Consider the following 20,194-nt stretch of genomic DNA (forward strand, 5'->3'; position numbering starts at 1 on the left):
CAGAAGGAATCTTGGCTCAAATGACTCAACCATTATACGTAACCAAAAGAGACGGTCAGCGCGAAGCGTTAGATCTGGACAAAATACATCGTGTCATCGACTGGGCGGCGGAAGGCTTATCCAACGTTTCAGTGTCTCAGGTTGAGTTAAGGTCACATATTCAGTTTTACGACGGCATCAAAACCTCAGACATTCACGAAACCATTATTAAAGCTGCTGCCGATCTGATTTCCAAAGAAACCCCGGATTACCAGTATATGGCCGCCCGTCTGGCCATATTCCATTTGCGCAAAAAAGCCTACGGTCAGTTTGAACCCCCAAAACTGTACGATCACGTGGTAAAAATGGTCGAAGCCAAACGCTACGACGCGCACATTCTGGCCGACTACACGCCGGAAGAATTGACGCAGCTGGACAGCTTTATCCATCACGAACGTGATATGGATTTCAGCTATGCGGCCGTGAAACAGCTGGAAGGCAAATACCTGGTACAAAACCGCGTCACCGGCGAAATTTACGAAAGTGCGCAGTTCCTCTATATGCTGGTTGCCGCCTGTTTATTTGCCAATTACCCAAAAGCCACCCGTCTGGACTTTATCCGTCGTTTCTACGACGCGGTGTCCACCTTTAAGATTTCTCTGCCTACGCCCATTATGTCCGGCGTACGCACCCCAACCCGTCAGTTCAGCTCCTGTGTACTGATTGAATGCGGCGACAGCCTGGATTCGATTAATGCCACCAGCAGTGCCATCGTAAAATACGTCAGCCAACGCGCTGGTATTGGAATTAACGCAGGCCGTATCCGTGCTTTGGGCAGCCCAATCCGTAACGGCGAAGCCTTCCACACTGGTTGTATTCCGTTTTACAAACATTTCCAGACTGCGGTGAAAAGCTGCTCACAAGGCGGTGTGCGGGGTGGTGCAGCCACCCTGTTCTACCCGCTGTGGCATCTGGAAGTAGAATCGCTGCTGGTGCTGAAAAACAACCGCGGCGTGGAAGAAAACCGGGTACGTCACCTGGATTACGGCGTGCAGTTTAACCGCCTGATGTACACCCGGATGATCAAAGACGACATGATCACCCTGTTCAGCCCATCGGATGTACCAGGCCTGTACGACGCCTTCTTTGAAGATCAGGAAAAATTCGAAGAGCTGTACGTCAAGTACGAAAACGATGGCAGCATCCGCAAAAAACGTATTAAAGCGCTGGAGCTGTTTACACTCTTTATGCAGGAGCGTGCCAGCACAGGCCGTATCTACCTGCAGAATGTGGATCACTGCAACACGCACAGCCCCTTTAATCCTAAATACGCGCCGGTGCGTCAGAGTAACCTCTGCCTGGAAATCGCGCTACCGACCAAACCGCTGGAAGATGTGAACGATCCAAACGGTGAAATTGCACTTTGTACCCTGTCAGCCTTTAACCTGGGCGCCATTTCGAATCTGGATGAACTGGAAGAACTGGCTGAGCTGGCGGTGCGTGCGCTCGACAGCCTGCTGGACTATCAGGACTACCCGATTCCTGCGGCTTACCATGCCAGCATGGGTCGCCGTACTTTGGGCATTGGCGTGATTAACTACGCTTACTACCTGGCGAAAAATGGCGTGAAGTACTCAGACGGGTCTGCCAATGGCCTGACGCACCGTACCTTTGAAGCCATTCAGTACTACCTGATGAAAGCGTCTAACAAGCTGGCCCGTGAATTTGGTGCTTGCCCGAAATTTAACGAAACCACTTACGCCGAAGGTATCCTGCCGATTGATACCTACAAAAAAGACCTGGACAAAGTCTGTGCTGAACCGCTGCAGTATGACTGGGAACAGCTGCGCAAAGATGTTGTACAGTATGGTCTGCGTAACTCCACCCTGTCGGCGCTGATGCCGTCTGAGACCTCATCGCAAATTTCCAATGCGACCAACGGCATTGAACCGCCACGTGGCCATATCAGTATCAAGGCCAGTAAAGACGGTATCCTGAAGCAAGTAGTGCCCGAGTATGAACGGCTGAAAGACAGCTACGAGCTGCTGTGGGATATGCCAGGTAACGACGGTTACCTGAGCCTGGTGGCCATTATGCAGAAATTCATCGACCAGACCATTTCTGCCAACACCAACTACGATCCGGGTAAGTTTGACGGTGGCAAAGTTCCAATGAAGCTGTTACTGAAAGATTTGCTGACGGCGTACAAGCTCGGTGTTAAAACCATGTACTACCACAACACCCGTGACGGTGCGTCCGACGTGCAGGAAGATTTAAAACCTGCGGCAGTTGAAGACGATGGCTGCGCCGGTGGCGCCTGCAAAATATAATATCCAAACCGGGGCCTGACAGGCCCCGCTGTTGTTTCTGTTGTGGCACGAATACTAAGAGAATTGCGTAAATGACTTACACCACCTTTAACCGGACCAATAACGACCAGTTAAAAGAACCGATGTTTTTTGGTAACCCTGTCAATGTGTCGCGTTACGACCAGCAAAAGTACGGCATCTTTGAAAAACTGATCGAAAAGCAGCTGAGTTTTTTCTGGCGTCCGGAAGAAGTGGATGTCAGCAAAGACCGTATCGACTTTCAGCATTTGCCTGAGCACGAAAAACATATTTTTATCAGCAACCTGAAGTATCAAACCTTGCTGGACTCCGTTCAGGGCCGTTCTCCGAATGTGGCGCTGCTACCCATCGTATCCTTGCCTGAGCTGGAAACCTGGATTGAAACCTGGGCCTTCAGTGAAACCATTCACAGCCGCAGCTACACCCATATTGTGCGCAACATCAGCAACGAACCGCACAAGGTATTTGACGACATTCTGGAAAACGAACGCATTATTGAGCGTGCGGACGAAGTCACCAAGTACTACGACGACCTGATCGAAGCCATTAATGTCTACCACCTGCACGGTATTGGTACCCACCAGATTGAGGGCAAAACCCATCACATCAGCCTGCGTGAGTTAAAACGTAAACTCTACCTCTGTGTGATGTCAGTGAATGTGCTGGAAGCCATTCGTTTTTATGTCAGCTTTGCCTGCAGCTTTGCTTTTGCTGAGCGTGAGCTGATGGAAGGCAATGCGAAAATCATTAAACTGATTGCCCGAGACGAAGCGCTGCACCTGACCGGTACTCAGCATATGCTGAATATTATGGCCGCCGGTGAAGACGACCCGGAAATGGCCGAAGTGGCCAAAGAATGCGAAGAAGAAGCCTATGCCATTTTCCGCCGCGCCGCCGAGCAGGAAAAACAATGGGCAGAATTTCTGTTTAAAGACGGTTCTATGATTGGCCTGAATAAAGACATTTTGTGCCAGTATGTGGAGTACATTACCAATATCCGTATGGCGGCCATTGGTATGAAGCCGGTGTTCCCAACCACCCAAAACCCTATTCCCTGGATCAATGCCTGGCTGGTGTCTGACAACGTTCAGGTCGCACCACAGGAATCCGAAATCAGCTCTTATCTGGTTGGCCAGATCGACAACGAAGTCGATAGCTCCGACTTCGGCGATTTCGACCTCTGATATGCCCAAGGTACTGGTCAATGGCCAGCTCTGCGTTGAATTCAGCGCGGAGCATGGCAGCCTGCTCGACGCGCTGGAAGCCGGCCAGCAGCAGGTGAATTACCAGTGCCGAGAAGGCTACTGCGGTGCCTGCCGCTGCAAGCTGTTAAGCGGCACTGTAACCTACCTGAATGAACCTTTAGCTTTTGTGCGTAAAGGGGAGTTTTTGCCCTGTTGCAGCGTCCCTGCCGGCGATATTGAAATCGAAGTTCCCTGATCCTCAAGCTGTTCACCTGAATCCAGAAAAAATAATTTTTGCTTTTTTATTGACCAACTGTTGATCTGCAAATACGCTTCTGAAAGCGCTTACAAAAGCGTAGGCAGCACAAAGTGTTCACTCTGAGCTGACCTGATAACTAAATAACAACAGGGCAAGAGTTATGATAAGACGGACTATTTGGGTTGATGCGTTTTGCATCAGCCTCGTATCTTTTGGGTTAATCAGCTGTGGCGGCGGCGCTGAAACCCAGACCAATCCTGAAAAAGTAAATCCTTCCGAGCCTGTGTCAGCCTGGACTTTAGTCTGGAGCGATGAGTTCAGTGGTTCAGCTATAGATGCCAACAAGTGGAACTTTGAAGTGAACTGTGCTGGCGGCGGCAACAATGAAAAGCAATGTTACACCGCCAACAAAGAAAACGCTTTCATCAGTGATGGGATGCTACATATTGTCGCCAAACCTGCCGCTGAAGGCGCAGAAAAACCTTACACCTCAGCCCGTCTCACCACCAAAAACAAGGCTGATTTTAAGTATGGCCGGATGGAAATGCGGGCCAAACTGCCTTTTGGTCAGGGTTCCTGGCCTGCATTCTGGATGATGCCGACCGAGTCTGTGTATGGTGACTGGCCCCGGTCAGGCGAAATTGACATTATGGAAGCGGTCAACCTGAAAGTGAAAGACGGCACCGGGCTGGTGGAGTCCAATGTGCACGGCACCCTGCACTATGGCAAACCCTGGCCGGCCAACCAAAGCTCCGGCAAAAGCTATCAATTGCCGGGCGGCGCCAACCCGGCGGATGACTTCCATACCTATGCCGTTGAATGGCAACAGGGCGAACTGCGCTGGTATGTGGATAACTACCTGTTTGCCACCCAACGTCAGACGGAAGTCCGTTTTAACAGCAAAGGTGAAGCCGTCGGCCTGAAGCACAAAGGCTGGTTTACTGAGTATTTCAGTCAAACCGATGGTGCACTGAAAACTTTCTGGAGCAGCGCGCCGTTCGACCAGGAGTTTTTCCTGATCCTGAACCTGGCGGTAGGTGGTAACTGGCCGGAAAACGTCAATAACAAAGGCATTGACGCCAGCGCGTTTAGCAATGGCCAACGTTTTATCGTCGATTATGTCCGTGTTTACCAATGCGCCTCAAACCCGGACACAGGCAAAGGCTGTGAAACCATCCGCCCAGGGTACGATAAGTTGGATGATGGCCTGGTGGAAGGCAAAGCGCCAGTACCAGTCCCGCCCTCCGATGGTGTGGCGAAAAACCTGACCATTTTCGACGGCACACCCAACCCAAACTGGGCTGCCTGGGACTGCTGTGGTGGCACGACGCCCTCTGTTGTGACAGACGCTCAGCAAGGGCCTGTGATGGAGTTTAAAGTCGCCGCTGCTCCCACTGTCAACGGCTTTACCACCAGAGCTGAATTTATTACCGACCCTGCCGGTGTGCCTTCCCCCTTTGACGCGTCCCCTTTACTGCAAACCGGCACCTTGAGTTTTATGATGCAAATGGTGTCAGCCCCCAATAACCCGGCGGCTGCCTGGAAACTGAAAGTCGAAAGCAACAATGCAGCCAGTGCGGTTGAACTCGATTTATTCGCCAGTGCCGAGGGGGTCTCCCCTGCGGCAGGTGTATGGCAACGTTATACCTTTCCATTAAAACAGCTGGCAGAAGCCGGGTTGGATCTCTCCGCCATTGATGTGGTGATGATCTTCCCTGCCTGGGGCAATGGTGACGGCGCTGTGTACCGGATTGATGATCTGGCAATAATGGGCCCGGCCAGTACCAAACCCAAATTGGTGTTGTTTGCTGACCAGGAAAATACAGACTGGCCTATGTGGGACTGCTGCGGTGGCTCTGACCCTACAGAACAAATGGACGACGCCAGTCATGGGGTGACTGCGGAGTTTCGCATTGGCGCTACACCGACCGTGATGGGTTTCATCACCAGAGCCGCCAATGGTGGTACAGATAAACCTTTTGACGCAACCCCCTTGCTGGACGGTGGCGTACTGCGTTTTGAGATGAAGGTGGTCAACGCACCGGCAACGGCAGGCGCGGCATGGTTTGTCAAACTGGAATCCAACAATGCCGCTGAAGCCATTGATTTTAATCTGACCGAAAGTATCGAAGGTCAGGCTCCTGTCACAGGCCAGTGGCAAACCTACAGCTTCCCTGTGGCCAAACTGGCCGAAAAAGGCCTGGACATCAGTGCCATTGATGTAGTGATGATTTTTCCTGCCTGGGGTTCAGGCGAAGGCGCCGTCTACCGTGTTGATAATGCGCAGATTTACGACCCGACGGCTGACGCAGAACCAGGCCTGACCCTATTTGCCGACCAGGTTGCAGAACAGTGGAGCATTTGGGATTGCTGCGGTGGCTCCACCCCAACAGTGGAACAAGACGACACGGACCATGGTGCGACGGCACAGTTTATCGTCGGTGCTGCTCCCACTGTGATGGGACTGCTGGCCGATGACGATGTTTATTACGACGCAAGTGCCCTGCTGTCCGGCGGTATGGTCCGTTTTGACATGAAAGTCATCTCTATGCCCAATGACTCTTCTGCTCAGTGGTTGTTCAAAATTGAAGGCTTTGATGCAGCATCCGCTGTTGAACTCAAACTCAGTGACAGCCTGGAAGGGAAAAACCCGACACCAGGCCAATGGCAGACCTACAGCTACCGGCTGCAAGATTTGGCAGACAAAGGCCTGGACGTCAGTGCGATAGACGTGCTGATGGTGTTTCCAGCCTGGGGCGCCGGCAATGGTGCTGTCTACCGGCTCGATAACGTCAAAATCAGCCAACAATAACAATGAATAAGACCCGCATACAGGCGCCGGAATGACGCGCCTGTGCTGCGCATAAGCAACAGGTTTAATTATGAAAATCAGACAATTTACACCCAGCCAAACGGCTCTGGCCGTCGCCATAGTTCTGGCATCCGGTACCAGCTCTGTGTTGTATGCACAGGAGCAGCCAAACGCCCCTGAGGCTCAGGACAAAAAAGTAGAAGTAATTCAGGTCAAAGGCATTCGTGGCAGCTTGATCCGCTCCATGGACATCAAACGTGAATCCAATGGCGTGGTCGATGCCATTTCGGCCGAAGAAATGGGCAAATTTCCCGACACCAATCTGGCTGAATCTTTGCAGCGTATTACCGGGGTGTCGGTCAGCCGTGCCAATGGTGAAGGCAGTCAGATCACTGTACGTGGTTTCGGGCCGGATTTTAACCTTATCACCTTAAACGGCCGGCAGATGCCCGGCACAGGTTATACCCGATCATTCAATCTGGAAAACCTGTCCTCTGAAGGCGTCAGTGCCCTGGAGATCCAAAAAACAGCACGGGCTGAAAACCCCAGTGGCGGTTTGGGGGCAACAGTCAACATAGTCACCACCAAACCACTGGCCAATCCGGGTCAGCATGGCTCAGTCTCCGCCAAAGGTATTTATGACAGCTCCAATGTCAAAGGCGACGATGTCACCCCCGAACTGGCTGCCGTGTACAGCAACACTTTTGACGATGAACGTTACGGTATCGCCTTTTCATTTTCGCATCAGCAGCGGGATTTTCAGAAACAGCAGGCCAATATTCAGGGCTGGCAGGCCAATGTGGCCTTGCCTGAGCTGGACCCTGAATTTGCGGTGGATCACCGGCCTGCAGGTGCAGACGGAGAGAAGATCGGCAATTACTACTTTCCAAAAGATATGAACTACGGCATTGAGGACATTGAACGGGAGCGGACCAATGGTCAACTGACCTTGCAGTTTGCTCCGGTCGACAACTTTGTTGCGACCCTGGATTACACCGCCAGCAAGGCGGTAACCGGCAGTGAAAGTATTGGCTGGGGCATTTGGAATGAGTTTGGCGGCAATATTAATGCGTATGAGCTGGATGAAAACGGCACAGCCGTCTATGCCGATATTGGCGGCAATGACGGTTCTTTCACCGCCAACCGGGGCACAACGGAAATTGACGCAAAGTCCATTGGCCTGAACCTGGATTGGACACTCAACGACGACTGGCAGTTTGCGCTGGACTACCATGACTCAGACAACAAAGCCGACAACGGTGCAGACCATGGTCTCGGCAGTCAGGGCCAAATCATTCTTGGTTCAGACCAATTGATCACCAAGTACTACGATTACCGAACCGGCGAGGTGCCCCAGGCCTGGATCCTGTGGAAAAATGGCAGCAATGAATTAAGCCCAGGTGAAATTGATTCCAACTTCAGTCAGTTCACCCATTCCCCCGGCGAAACCACTATTGAGCAGTTGCAACTGAACGGTCAGTGGACCAACAACGATTTCAACATTCCGCTGGTAAACCTGAAATTCGGTGTTGCGCGCACGGAACAAAGCATGGGCGGCCATTCGGGCTGGAGCGGTTTGCGAGGTGGCCCAGGCTTTAACCCCGCCTACCCGCAGATTTTTCCTGACAGTATGTTCACGCTGCACAGCACCGCCGGTTTTCTGGATCAGTTTTCTATGGGCAGCCTGAATCCACATTACTACTACAGCTACGATTTTGACGAAGCGCTGTCCCGCCAGCTGGCCTTTCTGACAGAAGAGGTCATGGGAGCGGATGTCTATTCGATTGACCCTTATATTGACGGGATTGACAGCGAAAGCTATGTGGAAGAAGTCACCAGCAGTATTTACCTGCAATCCCAATGGGATACTGAAGTTGCCGCCATTCCGCTGCAGTTCAATATAGGAGTCCGTTACGAAGAAACCGACGTGACAAGTACAGTGCGCCAACGTGTAGAAACCCAGGTGAACTGGGAAAGTCCATCGGAATGGATCACTCACTATCAACAAGGCGGCACCGACAACTTCCTCGAGCAACAAGGCCGGCATGATTTGTTACTGCCGATGTTTGATCTGAAAGCCGACCTTTCCGATGATCTGGTGGCGCGGTTTTCCTGGGGTAAAACCATTACCAGAGCCCCACTTGGTTTGTTGGCCGGAGGCCGCGCTCTGAGTGGCAGCCCGAAGCCTGGTTCGCGCAGCGGCAGTCAGGGTAATACCAATTTGTTGCCTTTTGAATCCACCAACCTTGATCTAACACTGGAGTATTACTACAGCGAAGGCAGCTATGCAGCGATAGGCTACTTTCGCAAAGACGTCGATAATTTTATTCAAACCACCATTACAGAAACCACCATAGAGGGTTTGCATGACATTCTGAATGGCCCACGTTACCAGCAGGCGGTCAGGGATATTGAGGCCCGCGGTGAGCAAGCCACCAGTACCGCCATCTTCGAACAGATGCTGGCCAACGGTGCCGGTAATGCGGAGGGTAAAATTGAACCTACCGCAGCAGACCCGTTGATCGTCTGGCAAATCAGCCAGCCAGCGAACACAGATGCCAAATCGGTCGATGGTTATGAGCTGGCGATTCAGCATCTGCTTGGTGAGACCGGCTTTGGCATAGGCGCCAACGCGACTTTTGTTGACGGCGACGTGGAATTTGATGTGTACAGTCTGCAACAACAAGCGCCTTTAACCGGCTTAAGCGATTCGGCCAACCTGCAGGTATTTTATGAGCAGGATGGCTTGTCCGTAAAAGTTACGTACGCCTGGCGTGATGAGTACCTGATAGGTGTAGGTCAGTCACAAGGTTCAGCAGATGCACCACCGCAGTTTGCTGAAACTTATGGTCAGTGGGATTTAAGTGTGAACTACGAGTTGACACCAGAGCTGACCGTCTTTGTTGAAGGGATCAACCTGAATAACGAAACTGAACGGGGTTATGGCCGCTTTAAAGAGCAGTTCCTGTTTGCCCGTCAGTACGGACCACGCTATTCAGTGGGGGCACGTTACCGTTTCTAACGGACGGGAAGTGAACTGCAGAGCCCCTGTTACAGGGGCTCTGTTATTTTTACCTGTTACTTACGAACGCCTTCAACCACCAGATCCAGATAAATAGTCTCGGATGCTGGGCCTAAAATGTTTTTAATGCCAAAGTCGGACAGCTTGATTTCGGTGGTGCCGTGGAAACCGGCGCGGTAACCACCCCATGGATCGTTGCCTTCCCCTGTTTTGCTGGCAGCAATGGTGATTTCTTTGGTCACACCATGAAAGGTAAAATTGCCCACCAGGTCAAACTTACCGTCTGCTTTGGGCACCACTTTGGTGCTGCTGAAGCTGGCTTTCGGGTAATTGTCTACGTGCAGGAAATCAGCGCTGCGTAAATGCTTGTCACGTTCGGCGTGGTTGGAGTCAACGCTGGCCGTATCGATTTCCAGCTGAATTTTAGCATCCGCCAATTTGGCCGCATCATAACTGAATGTACCTTTAAAGGTATTAAAACGACCATGAAGCCAACTGTAACCTAAATGGCTGACTTTAAAATTAACAAAAGCATGAGCGCCGCTGGTGTCAATTTCATAATCTGCGGCCTGTAAAGCCGGGGCCATCATCACGGCAGACAACAGAGTTGCCAGAATTAACTTTTTCATTGGTTTATTTCCTCATTTAAGTTTGAGCTGAGCATACGTTTTAACGTCAGGTCTTTATCTACAAAATGGTGTTTAAGAGCCGCCAGCGCGTGCAGCACAACCAGTGCAATCAGGCTGTAAGCAGCCCACTGATGTACCAGACCAGCCCGATCGGCTTGCTGGTCAAACAGTTGTCCTAATGAAGACAATTCGAACCAGCCAAACACTTCAATGCCGCGTCCATCCGCTGTTGAAATCAGATAGCCACTGCAGACAATCAGTACCAGCAACAGATACAAAGCAGCATGAGCAAGATGACTCGCTTTTGTGACCGCCTTGCTGTGACCGGAGACTGGCTCTACAGGCCCGTTGTTCAACCGCAGCAGCAAACGCCAGAGCACCAGCAGTGCCAATACCAGCCCGACGCTTTTGTGCCAGAATGGCGCAGTTTTGTACCAAGGGCTGTAATAGGTCAGCTCCACCATCCAGAAACCGGATGCAAAGAGGCCAATCACCATCAGGGCCACTATCCAGTGCAGGCTGATTTGCAGCCGGCTATAACTTTTCATAACAGACCTTCAGTTAGTTCAGTGAACTCAGCTTATCGTTTCGTTTTTCGAATTAAAATAGCTAAAAATAGCTAATTTAATTCAATTTTTTAGAAGCAAATACCCCAATGACTATTTTTACAAGCAAAAAAAAAGGAGCCTTACCGGCTCCTTAGTCTGCTGAGGTTACTGCTCAGAATTGAACTTTGCCATCGCGGATATGTTGTTCACCACGGCCTTTCGCCAGCTCAATCTGCTTCTGACGTTCTGCAAACGAAGCGCGTTGTTCGTCGGTAATTTTGTCATGGCAATGCGGACACCCCAAGCCTTTCACATACAGCGGAGATTGCAGATCCTGCGGTGACAATGGCATACGACAGGCATAACACTGATCATAACTGCCTTGCTCCAGACCATGTTTTACCGCAACGCGTTGGTCAAAGACAAAACACTCGCCCTGCCACAAACTGTTCTCTTCCGGCATTTCTTCCAGATACTTCAGAATGCCACCGTCCAGATGGTACACCTGTTCAAAGCCCTGCTCCTTCAGATAAGCCGTTGATTTTTCACAGCGGATCCCGCCTGTGCAGAACATCGCCACTTTTTTGTGTTTGGTTTTGTCCAGATTGGCCGCCGCCCACTGTGGAAATTCGCGAAAGCTGGTGGTATTTGGATTAACGGCATTCTTAAAGGTACCTATGGCCACTTCATAGTCATTGCGGGTATCCACCAGAATGGTATCCGGGTCGGAAATCAGCTGATTCCAGGCTTCGCCTTTGACGTAGGTCCCCACTATGTGGGCCGGGTCGACACCTTCCACCCCCATAGTGACAATTTCTTTTTTCAGTTTGACTTTAGTGCGGTAAAAGGCCTGTGTCTCAGCAAAAGACTCTTTGTACGACATACCAGCAAAGCGGCTGTCATTGGCAAACCAGTCACGCATCGCGTCTATGCCTTCACGCGGGCCACAAATGGTGCCATTAATGCCCTCTTCGGCCAGCAACAAAGTGCCTTTCACCTTATTCAGAACCAGGTGTTGATATAAGGAGTCACGCAGCTCCTGATAGTCAGGCAAACGAACGAATTTATACAAAGCGGCAACAACAAACATCAGATTTTCCTTCTGCAAAAACCGGATCGCAAATCCGGGGCAAAAAAGCGGCCGCCATTATAACCAAGCCGGCTTCAGACGCAAGCCGGACGACGTAGTGCGGTCAGTGCAACAGCTCCGGGGGAAACTGCAGTTCAAGGCTATGCTGGCCATCTGTGATCAGTAACAACTCCCCTTCACGCCACACATCCAAATGCATATGACCTTTGAGCATGTCGCAAAATGCCAGCAAGAGTTCATGCGCCAGCACAGTGCAGCTCAGATTCGGAAAATGCTGACGATAGGCCCCTTTGGTCTTTCGGTAATCCTGTTCGTCCAGCATCAGCAATACATGTTTTGCCTGATGGCTGGCGCGCTGCACAAGCTTTTCATCCAGCGCATCCACAGCACACCAGAGCTGCAGTTGGCTGTATTGGTCTTCAACAAACAGATCCGGACTTTTACCCCGGCCATCTTGCCGTGCTATTTCAGGGGAGAGCTCAAACAACGACAAATAAGCCAGCATGCGGCGGGCAAAATGTTCTGCGCTTTCGTCCCGGAACGGGGCCAGATAGCAGGTAGTTTTGCGGTAATAATGGCTTTGCTCTGAACTGTAATTCAGATCAAGACGTACCACTTTGGTCGCCAGTTGCATACAACCTCCGCTCTGGCTTTATGTCTTTCTGAGTGTAGTTCAGAACGCCAGATCGCGGAAATTGCTGCATAACGAATGCCAATACAGCTGGCAGAAACGACAAAGGCCCCGCAATGCAGGGCCTTTGTTTCCTTTAATTCGGTGGATTATTGGCCTTTGGCAAAAAGACCGATTGATTTATCTTCCATCGCTTCGCGATAACCTCCGAGCCATTGGCACCTGGCATCGAGGTTTTGGTAAGGGCAATTGTCTTTAGAACGACCAGTGACAGCAGCGCGATAACCCTGGGCGTGGGCTCTTTCTAAACGATCTCTTTTCTGTCTTTTCATAATAGAGTCTTCCTCGATCTGATCTGATACAAGCAACTGGCGTTGCTAAGTTATAGATAGTCGAGCAAAGAAAAAGGTTCCAGCGCATTAATTAGGTTGATGGGGTTGACAAAAGATAACAACCTGAACTGCATTGCAATTTGATGGCAAATTTTTTAAATATTTTTTATGGAAAGGGCAAAAAAAGAGGCGGGTTCATACCCGCCTCGCTTGTTCTCAGGCTGTACGGCGTCGCCACCAGGCCAGTGGCGCCAGCAGCAGCATGAACCAGGAGGCCGTACCGCTCTTACGCTCATAGCTTTCGTCATCGTCGCTGCCGGAGCTACAGTCATCCACAGTGCCGTTTGCTACAGGTTTCAGCACTACAGTACGGGCCACACTCTCCATTACCGGATTACCTGCGCTGTCACGTACCACTTCACCTAAAGAATCACGGCCTTCGACTGATTTCACCACTGTCACAACAATTTCATTGTTTTCGTTGATGTCGCGGGCATCAACCACGTTGTAACCGTGGTTACAAGGCAACAGTGTATTTAAATCGGTAAAGGTGCCGGTGTTGGTGTCGTACAAAAAGCCGACCTGGCGCCGGGTAGCGGTATCGGATAAAAATACTTCAGCAGCTCCTACAACCAAACCATTGTCATTAATGGCGGTTGGCGTAGTGCCTGAACTGACGAAAAAACCATCCGGATACTTGACCGTGTTTGTGTTGTAGTCAAATACAAACATCTTGCTGCGAGTGGTGCCATTAATGCTTTTATAGGCGGTTCCAACGACAATATTTTCGTTGTTAATATCAACAGCCGAACTGCTGATCCATTCCAGCGGGTCCACGACAGGTGACACTTCGCCCTCATGGAATACGGTCGCATGCACCTGGTTATAAATGTCCCGGGATTTGTCGGTGTAAGAGGAGTAACCGACAGCGACACCATTATTATTGACCGATAAAGCACGGCTGAGGTACGTCAGGCTGACGCCTTCTTCATTAATTTCTGGCCCTAAGAAGCCGTACTGAACAGGAGCACCAATTTGACCTGAACTGTTCAGTTGCCAGACCAAAGCCCGTTCAATATAACTCCCGGCATAGTTTGCCTGACAAATAGCAACAGGACGGGTGGCACCGGTACAGCTTTCTTCAATCTGCTCTATCACACTCTCGCTCATACCAACACTGCCAGAACCCGCAATGTAATTATTGCCACTGATTTTCTGCGCAAAGGAGAAACCACCACCATGGTCAGTGTAAGGGATAGGCAGCGCCTGCCGGCTGCCGCCGTTCACCAAATAGGCTTGCTGGTAAGGGTTTTGAGGGACCCACAAAGTCACAGTCTCAGGAGACGGATTGTCATCTGTGGCAGCTGGCGTGAAGTCCTGTTTCTGATACACAGGGCTCGCCAGTGCTATCGCATTGCCAAAATTGTTGATGTCGTACAGGTACTCACGGCTGGTCGGCACTGCGCCCTGCTCACGGATTTTGACCTGTTGGCCCGCATCGAAATCAAATGCCTGTACATCACCAACACGCTGTACTTCGTAGTTGATCGGCGACATAAAGAAGCTCAGTAACTTTGAGTTCAAAGCCGCATTAATATTACCAGTCCTGATGTTTTCAATTTCTTCGGTCGTAAAGGAACTGGTGACAGTGTCTGATTCCAAATCCAGTGCGTCCAGATCAAAAGGCTGGTTATAAACGTAATTCGCTGAACCGACGATGTCGCCATTGTCGTTTAATGCATTACCAAACTGAGAGCGGACTGTGGTGATTTCAGGCAATTCCTGCACCTGATAAACAGCCGCATTGGCTGAAGCGGCAAAGGCCGAAAGTACAGCTAAAACAACGGGTGATAATCTCATTCGGGTCCCCTGACTACGAATTCATGGCTTCTAATTGTTCCCAACGCTCATAAGCGTGCGCGAGCTTCGACTCAGCCTCGTGCAATTGGTTCAATGTGGCCTGTGTACTGGTGGCATCTTGCCGGAAAAACTCAGGATCGTTCACTTGCTGCTGTAAGCTGGTAATTTGTGCATCCAGCTCTTCAATCAAGGCAGGTAACTGCTCGAGTTCACGTTTTTCTTTGTATGATAACTTCTTAGCGCCAGCGGATGAAGCCTGAATTGGTTTTTCTTCCTGCTGTTTTGTTAATTTCTGTGGCGCTTCCGTCAATTTTTGTTGGTTCGACTGGCGTTGTTGGTACGCCAGCACATCTTCATAATCACCGGCTATATCGACAATACGGCCCTGACCGGCAAAATACAGAGAACTGGTCACTGTATTGTTGACAAATTCCCGGTCGTGGCTGACCAGCAGCACTGTGCCCTGGTATTGCTGCAGAATATCCTCCAGCAACTCCAGTGTTTCCACATCCAGATCGTTGGTCGGTTCATCGAGGATCAGTAAATTGCTTGGCTTCGCGAATAAACGCGCCAGCAACAAGCGGTTTTTTTCACCGCCAGACAAGGCCCTGACCGGAGTGCGGGCTCGCTCAGGCGCAAATAAAAAGTCCTGCAGGTAACTCAGCACATGCCGGCTCTGGCCGTTTTGGCTGATTTCCTGTTTGCCGTCAGCAACGTTGTCCTGCACAGTCGCATCCAGGTTCAGCTGCATCCGGTGCTGGTCAAAATAAGCCACTTCCAGATTGGTGCCGCGTTTAATCTGGCCACTGCTGGCCTGGTAATCGCCCAACAGGGTTTTGATCAGGGTGGATTTGCCAACACCATTCGGGCCAACCAGGGCGACCCGATCGCCGCGCATCACCAGTAAGTCGAGGTCTTTAATCACCACCTGACCGTCAAAACTGACATTCAGACCTTGAGTTTCAAACACCAGCTTGCCGGATTTCTGCGCCTGTTCAATGGAGAAATCCACTTTGCCTTGTTGTTCTACCCGGGCGGCCCGCTGCTTACGCAGCTCTTTCAGCGCCCGGACCCGTCCTTCATTGCGGGTCCGGCGGGCTTTAATGCCTTGGCGGATCCAGACTTCTTCTTCGGCCAGCTTTTTGTCAAACAGCGCGTTGTGCTGCTGTTCTACGTCCAGCGCCTTTTGTTTGCGCTCCAGATACTCGGCATAGTTGCCAGGATGGGAGGTCAGCATGCCGCGGTCTAAATCGATAATGCGGGTGGCCAGGGCCCGGATAAAAGCCCGGTCGTGCGAGATAAAAATAATGGCGCCTTTAAATTGCTTTAAAAACTGTTCCAGCCACTGAATTGCGGCCACGTCCAGGTGGTTGGTCGGTTCGTCCAATAACAGCACATTGGGTTCTGCCACCAAAGCTTTGGCCAGTGCCGCCTTGCGTAACCAGCCACCGGATAAACTGGCCAAAGTCGCTTCCGGTTCCAGTTCAAACTGCAGGCATAAATCCTGAATACGGCTTTCCAGCGCCCAGGCATTACGCGCATCCAGCTCATGTTGCAAGTTGCCAAACTCTCGCTGCTCAGCGGCAGAGGCATCGGCTAAACAGTCAGCCAACTGGTAAAAACGTTGCAGTTTGGCCGGTAAATCACCGGCGCCTTCCCGGATAAAATCCGCCACTTTGACATCAATACGGGCTGGCGGGTCCTGTTCAAGACGAGCCACCAGCACATTGTTTTGCCGCACTATCTGGCCATCGTCTAAATTTTGATGCCCGGTCAGCAATTTCAAAAAAGATGATTTGCCCGCACCATTGCGGCCAACCAGACAGACCCGCTCTTCGCTAAACAGGCTGAAATCAACATGGTCCAGAATGGGGTGAGTCCCGAAGGCCAGACAGGCCTGCTGAAAACGTATCAGTTCCATAACACTCTACTTCGTTTGCCGGACAAAACTTTGCAGCTCTGCCAGCGTAAAAGGCCAAAATAATTCCCGCTCTGCGTCCACCAGTACCGGAATATGCACCCGATAACGCTCAAACAATGCCGGATGGTCAACAATATCCAGCACCTGGCACTGCTGCAGCACACCTGCCTGCTGCAACAAGGCCTGAGCTTCGTCACACAAATGGCAACCCCAGGTGCTCATCAGTTGCATCAGGCATCTGCCTTGGTCAGTTCAAAGCAGACATGGATATTGGGGTTGCGTTTAAAATCTTCCGGCAAACTGGCCGCGCTGATGTCTTTACAGGACCAGCCTGCCTGCTGCAGCGCTTCACTGTCTAACTTAAAGCGGCGTTTGTTGTTGGAGAAGATCACTTTGGCCCCAGGGGCCAGCACACGCCCAATCAGCGTCAGTAGTTTTAAATGGTCACGCTGCACATCCCAGGTATCTTCCATCCGTTTCGAGTTGGAAAAGGTGGGTGGGTCGACAAAGACCAGGTCAAACTGGTTTTTGCAGCTTTTCAGCCAGTCCAGCACATTGTCCTGCACAAACTGGTACTGTTTTCCAGTCAGATCATTCAGTTCAAAATTGCGCTTTGCCCAGTCCAGATAGGTATTGGACATATCCACTGTGGTCACTGTTTTGGCACCGCCTAAAGCGGCATGCACAGAGGCAGAACCTGTGTACGCAAACAGGTTCAGCACCCGTTTACCGGACGACTGGCGCTGAATCGACAGCCGTGTAGTGCGGTGGTCCAAAAACAACCCTGTGTCCAGATAATCACGCAGGTTGACATAAAATTTGGCGTTGTATTCGCTGACCACTTTGTGTTGGCCTGTGCGGTTCAGTGCCTGGTACTGATCCTTGCCTTTTTGTTTTTCCCGCACTTTTAAAATCAGCTTGTCGCTTGGGATCTCCAGAATACGAGGCGTCAGGTTCACCACATCAAACAGGCGTTTCTGCGCAATGTGCTCATCAACATTGGCCGGAGCCGCATATTCATGCACCACCACATCGCCGTCGTACCAGTCTACCGCCACGTTGTATTCCGGAATATCCGCATCATACAAGCGGTAGCAGCTGATGCCTTCGCGTTTGGCCCATTTTTCCAGTTGCTTCAGGTTTTTCTTTAAACGGTTAGCAAAGGACTCGCTTTCGGCAAAAAACAGCGCTGGCGCTGAACTGCTGCTTTGCACCTGCTTTTCGGTCAGATCAAATAAGGTGAAGTCACAATCCAGCGGGCCATTGCTGAATTTATAGGTTTTGGTACGGGATAATTTCAAAGCCCGCAATAAATCGGGGCTTGACGTAATAATGGCCAGACGCCAGCCCTGGTAAAACTTTTTTAAACCAAGCGCAAAATCGGCGTATACCGGAATAAGCGCAGGCATTTCACTTAAACGTTCACCATAAGGCGGGTTGGTCAGCACCACGCCAGGCTGCCCGGCGACCGCTTCAGTCAGTTGGGTCGCATCGGCAAGGCGAAACTCAATAAAATCGGCCACTCCGGCGGTTTCGGCATTTTTGCGGGCTTTTTGCAAGGTGCGCTCGTCATTGTCACTGCCAATAAACAGGCAACCATCGGCAATGGCTTTGCGAGCACCAAAGGCTTCGGCACGCACTTGTTGCCACAAGGTTTCCTGATGCCCAGGCCAGCGTTCGAAAGCGAACTCGATGCGTTTTAACCCCGGCGCCATATGACGGGCCATTAACACGGCCTCAATTAATAAGGTGCCGCTACCACAAAAAGGATCATACAAGGGTTGGTCAAAATTCCAGCCTGATCTTTTGATCAGTGCCGCCGCCAGGTGTTCTTTCAGAGGTGCCTGGCCCTGTTCTTTGCGGTAACCACGTTGGTGCAGTGAGGGGCCGGAAAAGTCCTGCAGAAAATGGAAAAATTGTTTTTCCAGCCGGACCTGAAAACGTAAGTCCGGGTCTGTGCGGTCCACGTCCGGGCGTTTTTCATACTGTTGGCGGAACTGGTCGACAATCACGTCTTTAACACGCTGTGCGCCATACTGCGTATTGTCGATGGTTGGGTGTTTGCCGACACACTCGACGGCAAAACTCTGATTCAGCCGCATTTGGCTGGGCCAGTTCAAATGACTGGCTACCTGATACAAATCGGCGTCAGCCGTTACAGGCTGAGAAGACAAGTGCCGTAAAATCCGGGTCGCCAGGCGTGACCATAAGCACAGCTGATAGGCGGTCTTCAGTTCCGCATTAAAGCGAACCACACCTATCCCCAGCTTAATGACTTCGCCGCCCCATTGACGGACTTCGTCCGCCAACAACTCTTCGACCCCTTTCGAGGTTAACGCCCAGAATTCCAACATAAAATCTGCCTGTGTCAAAAACGGCGCACAGTATAGCAGAACAGTTTCAAACTGAGGCCTATGTTTTAGGTTCCAGCATGTTCTTCAGCGGTGCGGCTGCGTACATCCCTATCAGCATACAGGCCACAAATACCACAGCTTCGGTATAACCTGCCCCCACCAGCACCAGGGCCGGACCAGGGCAAATACCTGCCAACCCCCAGCCAATACCAAACAAGGTACTGCCGATCAGCAAGGCTGGCGTGATTTGGCTGGCTTGTGGCCATTGGAAGCTGTCTTCAATCATCGGCTTAGTGCACCGACGGCTGACAGTAAACGCCAACATGGCCAGTGGAATTGCTGCCGCCATAACCAATGCCAATGACGGGTCCCAGGCCCCTGTGATATCCAAAAAAGCCAACACCTTAGCCGGGTTAGCCATTCCCGCCAGTAGCAATCCGACGCCAAACACCAGGCCGGCAATAAAAGCTGCACTGGCGGATTTCAAAGCCTGTTTCATGGCGCCACTCCTGCATTACCCAGCACCAGCACGGTCAGCATAGCCGTCCCCATAAAGATCAGCGTGGCGACCACGGAACGTTTAGACAGTCGTGCCATACCACAGACCCCATGCCCGCTGGTACAGCCTGATCCGAGCTGTACCCCTACCCCAACAACCAGGCCAGCCACAGCCAACAGCCAGCCCGGCGTCTGCAGCCTGATTTCAGGCAAGGGGGCAAACAGCTGCCAGGCGACAGGGGCAAGCAGTAAACCAATCAGAAACGCCAGTCGCCACCACTGGATCTGTGATATTTTTGTCAGTAAGCCAGCACAAATACCGGAAATGCCTGCAATCCGGCCATTCACAAGCCAGAGCATGGCAACAGCGGCCCCTATCAATGCGCCCCCCGCCACCGACGGCCAGGGTGTAAACGAACTCCAGTCAATCATTGGACATACCTCATATTCATTTATGGAATTAGCTTATTCACAAAAGGAATATAAAGCAAATTCATCCACGCTGAATTCAGCAAATTTCAGGCACAAAAAAACCAGCATAAAGCTGGTTAGTTTGTTGGTTGCGGGAGCCGGGTTTGAAGCTACGACCTTCGCCAGGGTTTAGAATGAGGAGCCCGGCGAGCTGACAGGCGGTTCCAGCTCAAACATTGTGGCCAACCTGCAAATTTCAGACACAAAAAAACCAGCATAAAGCTGGTTAGTTTGTTGGTTGCGGGAGCCGGGTTTG

General features: G+C 51.2%; 16 protein-coding genes. 5 read left to right on the plus strand and 11 right to left on the minus strand.

Features of this window, described 5'->3' with window-relative positions; genetic code table 11:
* Positions 1 to 20: 20 nt before the first annotated feature.
* The 5 genes from nrdA (at position 21) to WKJ04_RS16125 (ending at position 9,604) form a co-directional block, all read left to right on the plus strand.
* Positions 21 to 2,309: a class 1a ribonucleoside-diphosphate reductase subunit alpha gene (nrdA, locus tag WKJ04_RS16105; RefSeq protein ID WP_337843205.1), complete on the plus strand. Its 2,289-nt coding sequence runs from the start codon at positions 21 to 23 to the stop codon at positions 2,307 to 2,309.
* Positions 2,310 to 2,380: 71 nt separating this feature from the next.
* The gene (gene nrdB, locus WKJ04_RS16110) at positions 2,381 to 3,511 is read left to right on the plus strand and encodes a class Ia ribonucleoside-diphosphate reductase subunit beta (RefSeq protein ID WP_337881353.1); all 1,131 of its coding nucleotides are present in this window, start codon (positions 2,381 to 2,383) and stop codon (positions 3,509 to 3,511) included.
* A 1-nt stretch (position 3,512) separates the two neighbouring features.
* Positions 3,513 to 3,767 carry a class I ribonucleotide reductase maintenance protein YfaE gene (gene yfaE, locus WKJ04_RS16115; protein ID WP_337843207.1) on the plus strand — a complete coding sequence of 85 codons (255 nt, stop codon included), beginning with the start codon at positions 3,513 to 3,515 and terminating at the stop codon, positions 3,765 to 3,767.
* Positions 3,768 to 3,930: 163 nt separating this feature from the next.
* Positions 3,931 to 6,582 carry a family 16 glycosylhydrolase gene (locus tag WKJ04_RS16120; RefSeq protein ID WP_337881354.1) on the plus strand — a complete coding sequence of 884 codons (2,652 nt, stop codon included), beginning with the start codon at positions 3,931 to 3,933 and terminating at the stop codon, positions 6,580 to 6,582.
* A 70-nt stretch (positions 6,583 to 6,652) separates the two neighbouring features.
* Complete coding sequence (locus WKJ04_RS16125; protein ID WP_337881355.1) at positions 6,653 to 9,604, plus strand: TonB-dependent receptor; 2,952 nt, start codon at positions 6,653 to 6,655, stop codon at positions 9,602 to 9,604.
* 56 nt (positions 9,605 to 9,660) lie between these two features.
* Here the strand turns inward: WKJ04_RS16125 and WKJ04_RS16130 are convergent, their stop codons facing one another.
* The 11 genes from WKJ04_RS16130 to WKJ04_RS16180 all read right to left on the minus strand — a co-directional run bounded on the left by WKJ04_RS16130 (position 9,661) and on the right by WKJ04_RS16180 (position 19,899).
* Positions 9,661 to 10,233: a YceI family protein gene (locus WKJ04_RS16130; protein ID WP_337881356.1), complete on the minus strand. Its 573-nt coding sequence runs from the start codon at positions 10,231 to 10,233 to the stop codon at positions 9,661 to 9,663.
* On the minus strand, positions 10,230 to 10,781 hold the full coding sequence (locus WKJ04_RS16135; RefSeq protein WP_337881357.1) for a cytochrome b: 552 nt from the start codon (positions 10,779 to 10,781) through the stop codon (positions 10,230 to 10,232). The genes WKJ04_RS16130 and WKJ04_RS16135 overlap by 4 nt, the downstream gene beginning before the upstream one ends.
* Before the next feature lie 172 nt (positions 10,782 to 10,953).
* Positions 10,954 to 11,871, minus strand: a complete 918-nt coding sequence (locus tag WKJ04_RS16140) for a rhodanese-related sulfurtransferase (RefSeq protein ID WP_337881358.1) — start codon at positions 11,869 to 11,871, stop codon at positions 10,954 to 10,956.
* A 103-nt stretch (positions 11,872 to 11,974) separates the two neighbouring features.
* Positions 11,975 to 12,505, minus strand: a complete 531-nt coding sequence (locus tag WKJ04_RS16145) for a YaeQ family protein (RefSeq protein WP_337881359.1) — start codon at positions 12,503 to 12,505, stop codon at positions 11,975 to 11,977.
* A gap of 146 nt (positions 12,506 to 12,651) precedes the next feature.
* On the minus strand, positions 12,652 to 12,834 hold the full coding sequence (gene rmf, locus WKJ04_RS16150) for a ribosome modulation factor (protein ID WP_337881360.1): 183 nt from the start codon (positions 12,832 to 12,834) through the stop codon (positions 12,652 to 12,654).
* Between the two features lie 216 nt (positions 12,835 to 13,050).
* Positions 13,051 to 14,694: a DUF3466 family protein gene (locus WKJ04_RS16155; protein WP_337881361.1), complete on the minus strand. Its 1,644-nt coding sequence runs from the start codon at positions 14,692 to 14,694 to the stop codon at positions 13,051 to 13,053.
* Between the two features lie 13 nt (positions 14,695 to 14,707).
* Positions 14,708 to 16,615: an ATP-binding cassette domain-containing protein gene (locus WKJ04_RS16160; protein WP_337881362.1), complete on the minus strand. Its 1,908-nt coding sequence runs from the start codon at positions 16,613 to 16,615 to the stop codon at positions 14,708 to 14,710.
* A gap of 6 nt (positions 16,616 to 16,621) precedes the next feature.
* The gene (locus WKJ04_RS16165; RefSeq protein WP_337843217.1) at positions 16,622 to 16,846 is read right to left on the minus strand and encodes a glutaredoxin family protein; all 225 of its coding nucleotides are present in this window, start codon (positions 16,844 to 16,846) and stop codon (positions 16,622 to 16,624) included.
* Positions 16,846 to 18,969, minus strand: coding sequence for a bifunctional 23S rRNA (guanine(2069)-N(7))-methyltransferase RlmK/23S rRNA (guanine(2445)-N(2))-methyltransferase RlmL (gene rlmKL, locus WKJ04_RS16170; protein WP_337881363.1), 2,124 nt, complete (start codon positions 18,967 to 18,969; stop codon positions 16,846 to 16,848). Before rlmKL ends, WKJ04_RS16165 begins: the two co-directional genes overlap by 1 nt.
* Positions 18,970 to 19,027: 58 nt before the next feature.
* The gene (locus WKJ04_RS16175) at positions 19,028 to 19,468 is read right to left on the minus strand and encodes a YeeE/YedE family protein (protein WP_337881364.1); all 441 of its coding nucleotides are present in this window, start codon (positions 19,466 to 19,468) and stop codon (positions 19,028 to 19,030) included.
* Positions 19,465 to 19,899, minus strand: a complete 435-nt coding sequence (locus WKJ04_RS16180; RefSeq protein WP_337881365.1) for a YeeE/YedE thiosulfate transporter family protein — start codon at positions 19,897 to 19,899, stop codon at positions 19,465 to 19,467. Before WKJ04_RS16180 ends, WKJ04_RS16175 begins: the two co-directional genes overlap by 4 nt.
* Positions 19,900 to 20,194: the final 295 nt, after the last annotated feature.

It is taken from the genome of Rheinheimera sp. (assembly GCF_037442345.1).
In the GTDB taxonomy this organism is placed as follows: domain Bacteria; phylum Pseudomonadota; class Gammaproteobacteria; order Enterobacterales; family Alteromonadaceae; genus Pararheinheimera.

Excerpts from the sequence above, each read along its gene's own strand:
- nrdA (WP_337843205.1), top strand. The coding sequence starts at position 21 with ATGACTCAACCATTATACGTAACCAAAAGAGACGGTCAGCGCGAAGCG.
- nrdB (WP_337881353.1), top strand. The coding sequence starts at position 2,381 with ATGACTTACACCACCTTTAACCGGACCAATAACGACCAGTTAAAAGAA.
- yfaE (WP_337843207.1), top strand. The coding sequence starts at position 3,513 with ATGCCCAAGGTACTGGTCAATGGCCAGCTCTGCGTTGAATTCAGCGCG.
- WKJ04_RS16120 (WP_337881354.1), top strand. The coding sequence starts at position 3,931 with ATGATAAGACGGACTATTTGGGTTGATGCGTTTTGCATCAGCCTCGTA.
- WKJ04_RS16125 (WP_337881355.1), top strand. The coding sequence starts at position 6,653 with ATGAAAATCAGACAATTTACACCCAGCCAAACGGCTCTGGCCGTCGCC.
- WKJ04_RS16130 (WP_337881356.1), bottom strand. The coding sequence starts at position 10,233 with ATGAAAAAGTTAATTCTGGCAACTCTGTTGTCTGCCGTGATGATGGCC.
- WKJ04_RS16135 (WP_337881357.1), bottom strand. The coding sequence starts at position 10,781 with ATGAAAAGTTATAGCCGGCTGCAAATCAGCCTGCACTGGATAGTGGCC.
- WKJ04_RS16140 (WP_337881358.1), bottom strand. The coding sequence starts at position 11,871 with ATGTTTGTTGTTGCCGCTTTGTATAAATTCGTTCGTTTGCCTGACTAT.
- WKJ04_RS16145 (WP_337881359.1), bottom strand. The coding sequence starts at position 12,505 with ATGCAACTGGCGACCAAAGTGGTACGTCTTGATCTGAATTACAGTTCA.
- rmf (WP_337881360.1), bottom strand. The coding sequence starts at position 12,834 with ATGAAAAGACAGAAAAGAGATCGTTTAGAAAGAGCCCACGCCCAGGGT.
- WKJ04_RS16155 (WP_337881361.1), bottom strand. The coding sequence starts at position 14,694 with ATGAGATTATCACCCGTTGTTTTAGCTGTACTTTCGGCCTTTGCCGCT.
- WKJ04_RS16160 (WP_337881362.1), bottom strand. The coding sequence starts at position 16,615 with ATGGAACTGATACGTTTTCAGCAGGCCTGTCTGGCCTTCGGGACTCAC.
- WKJ04_RS16165 (WP_337843217.1), bottom strand. The coding sequence starts at position 16,846 with ATGCAACTGATGAGCACCTGGGGTTGCCATTTGTGTGACGAAGCTCAG.
- rlmKL (WP_337881363.1), bottom strand. The coding sequence starts at position 18,969 with ATGTTGGAATTCTGGGCGTTAACCTCGAAAGGGGTCGAAGAGTTGTTG.
- WKJ04_RS16175 (WP_337881364.1), bottom strand. The coding sequence starts at position 19,468 with ATGAAACAGGCTTTGAAATCCGCCAGTGCAGCTTTTATTGCCGGCCTG.
- WKJ04_RS16180 (WP_337881365.1), bottom strand. The coding sequence starts at position 19,899 with ATGATTGACTGGAGTTCGTTTACACCCTGGCCGTCGGTGGCGGGGGGC.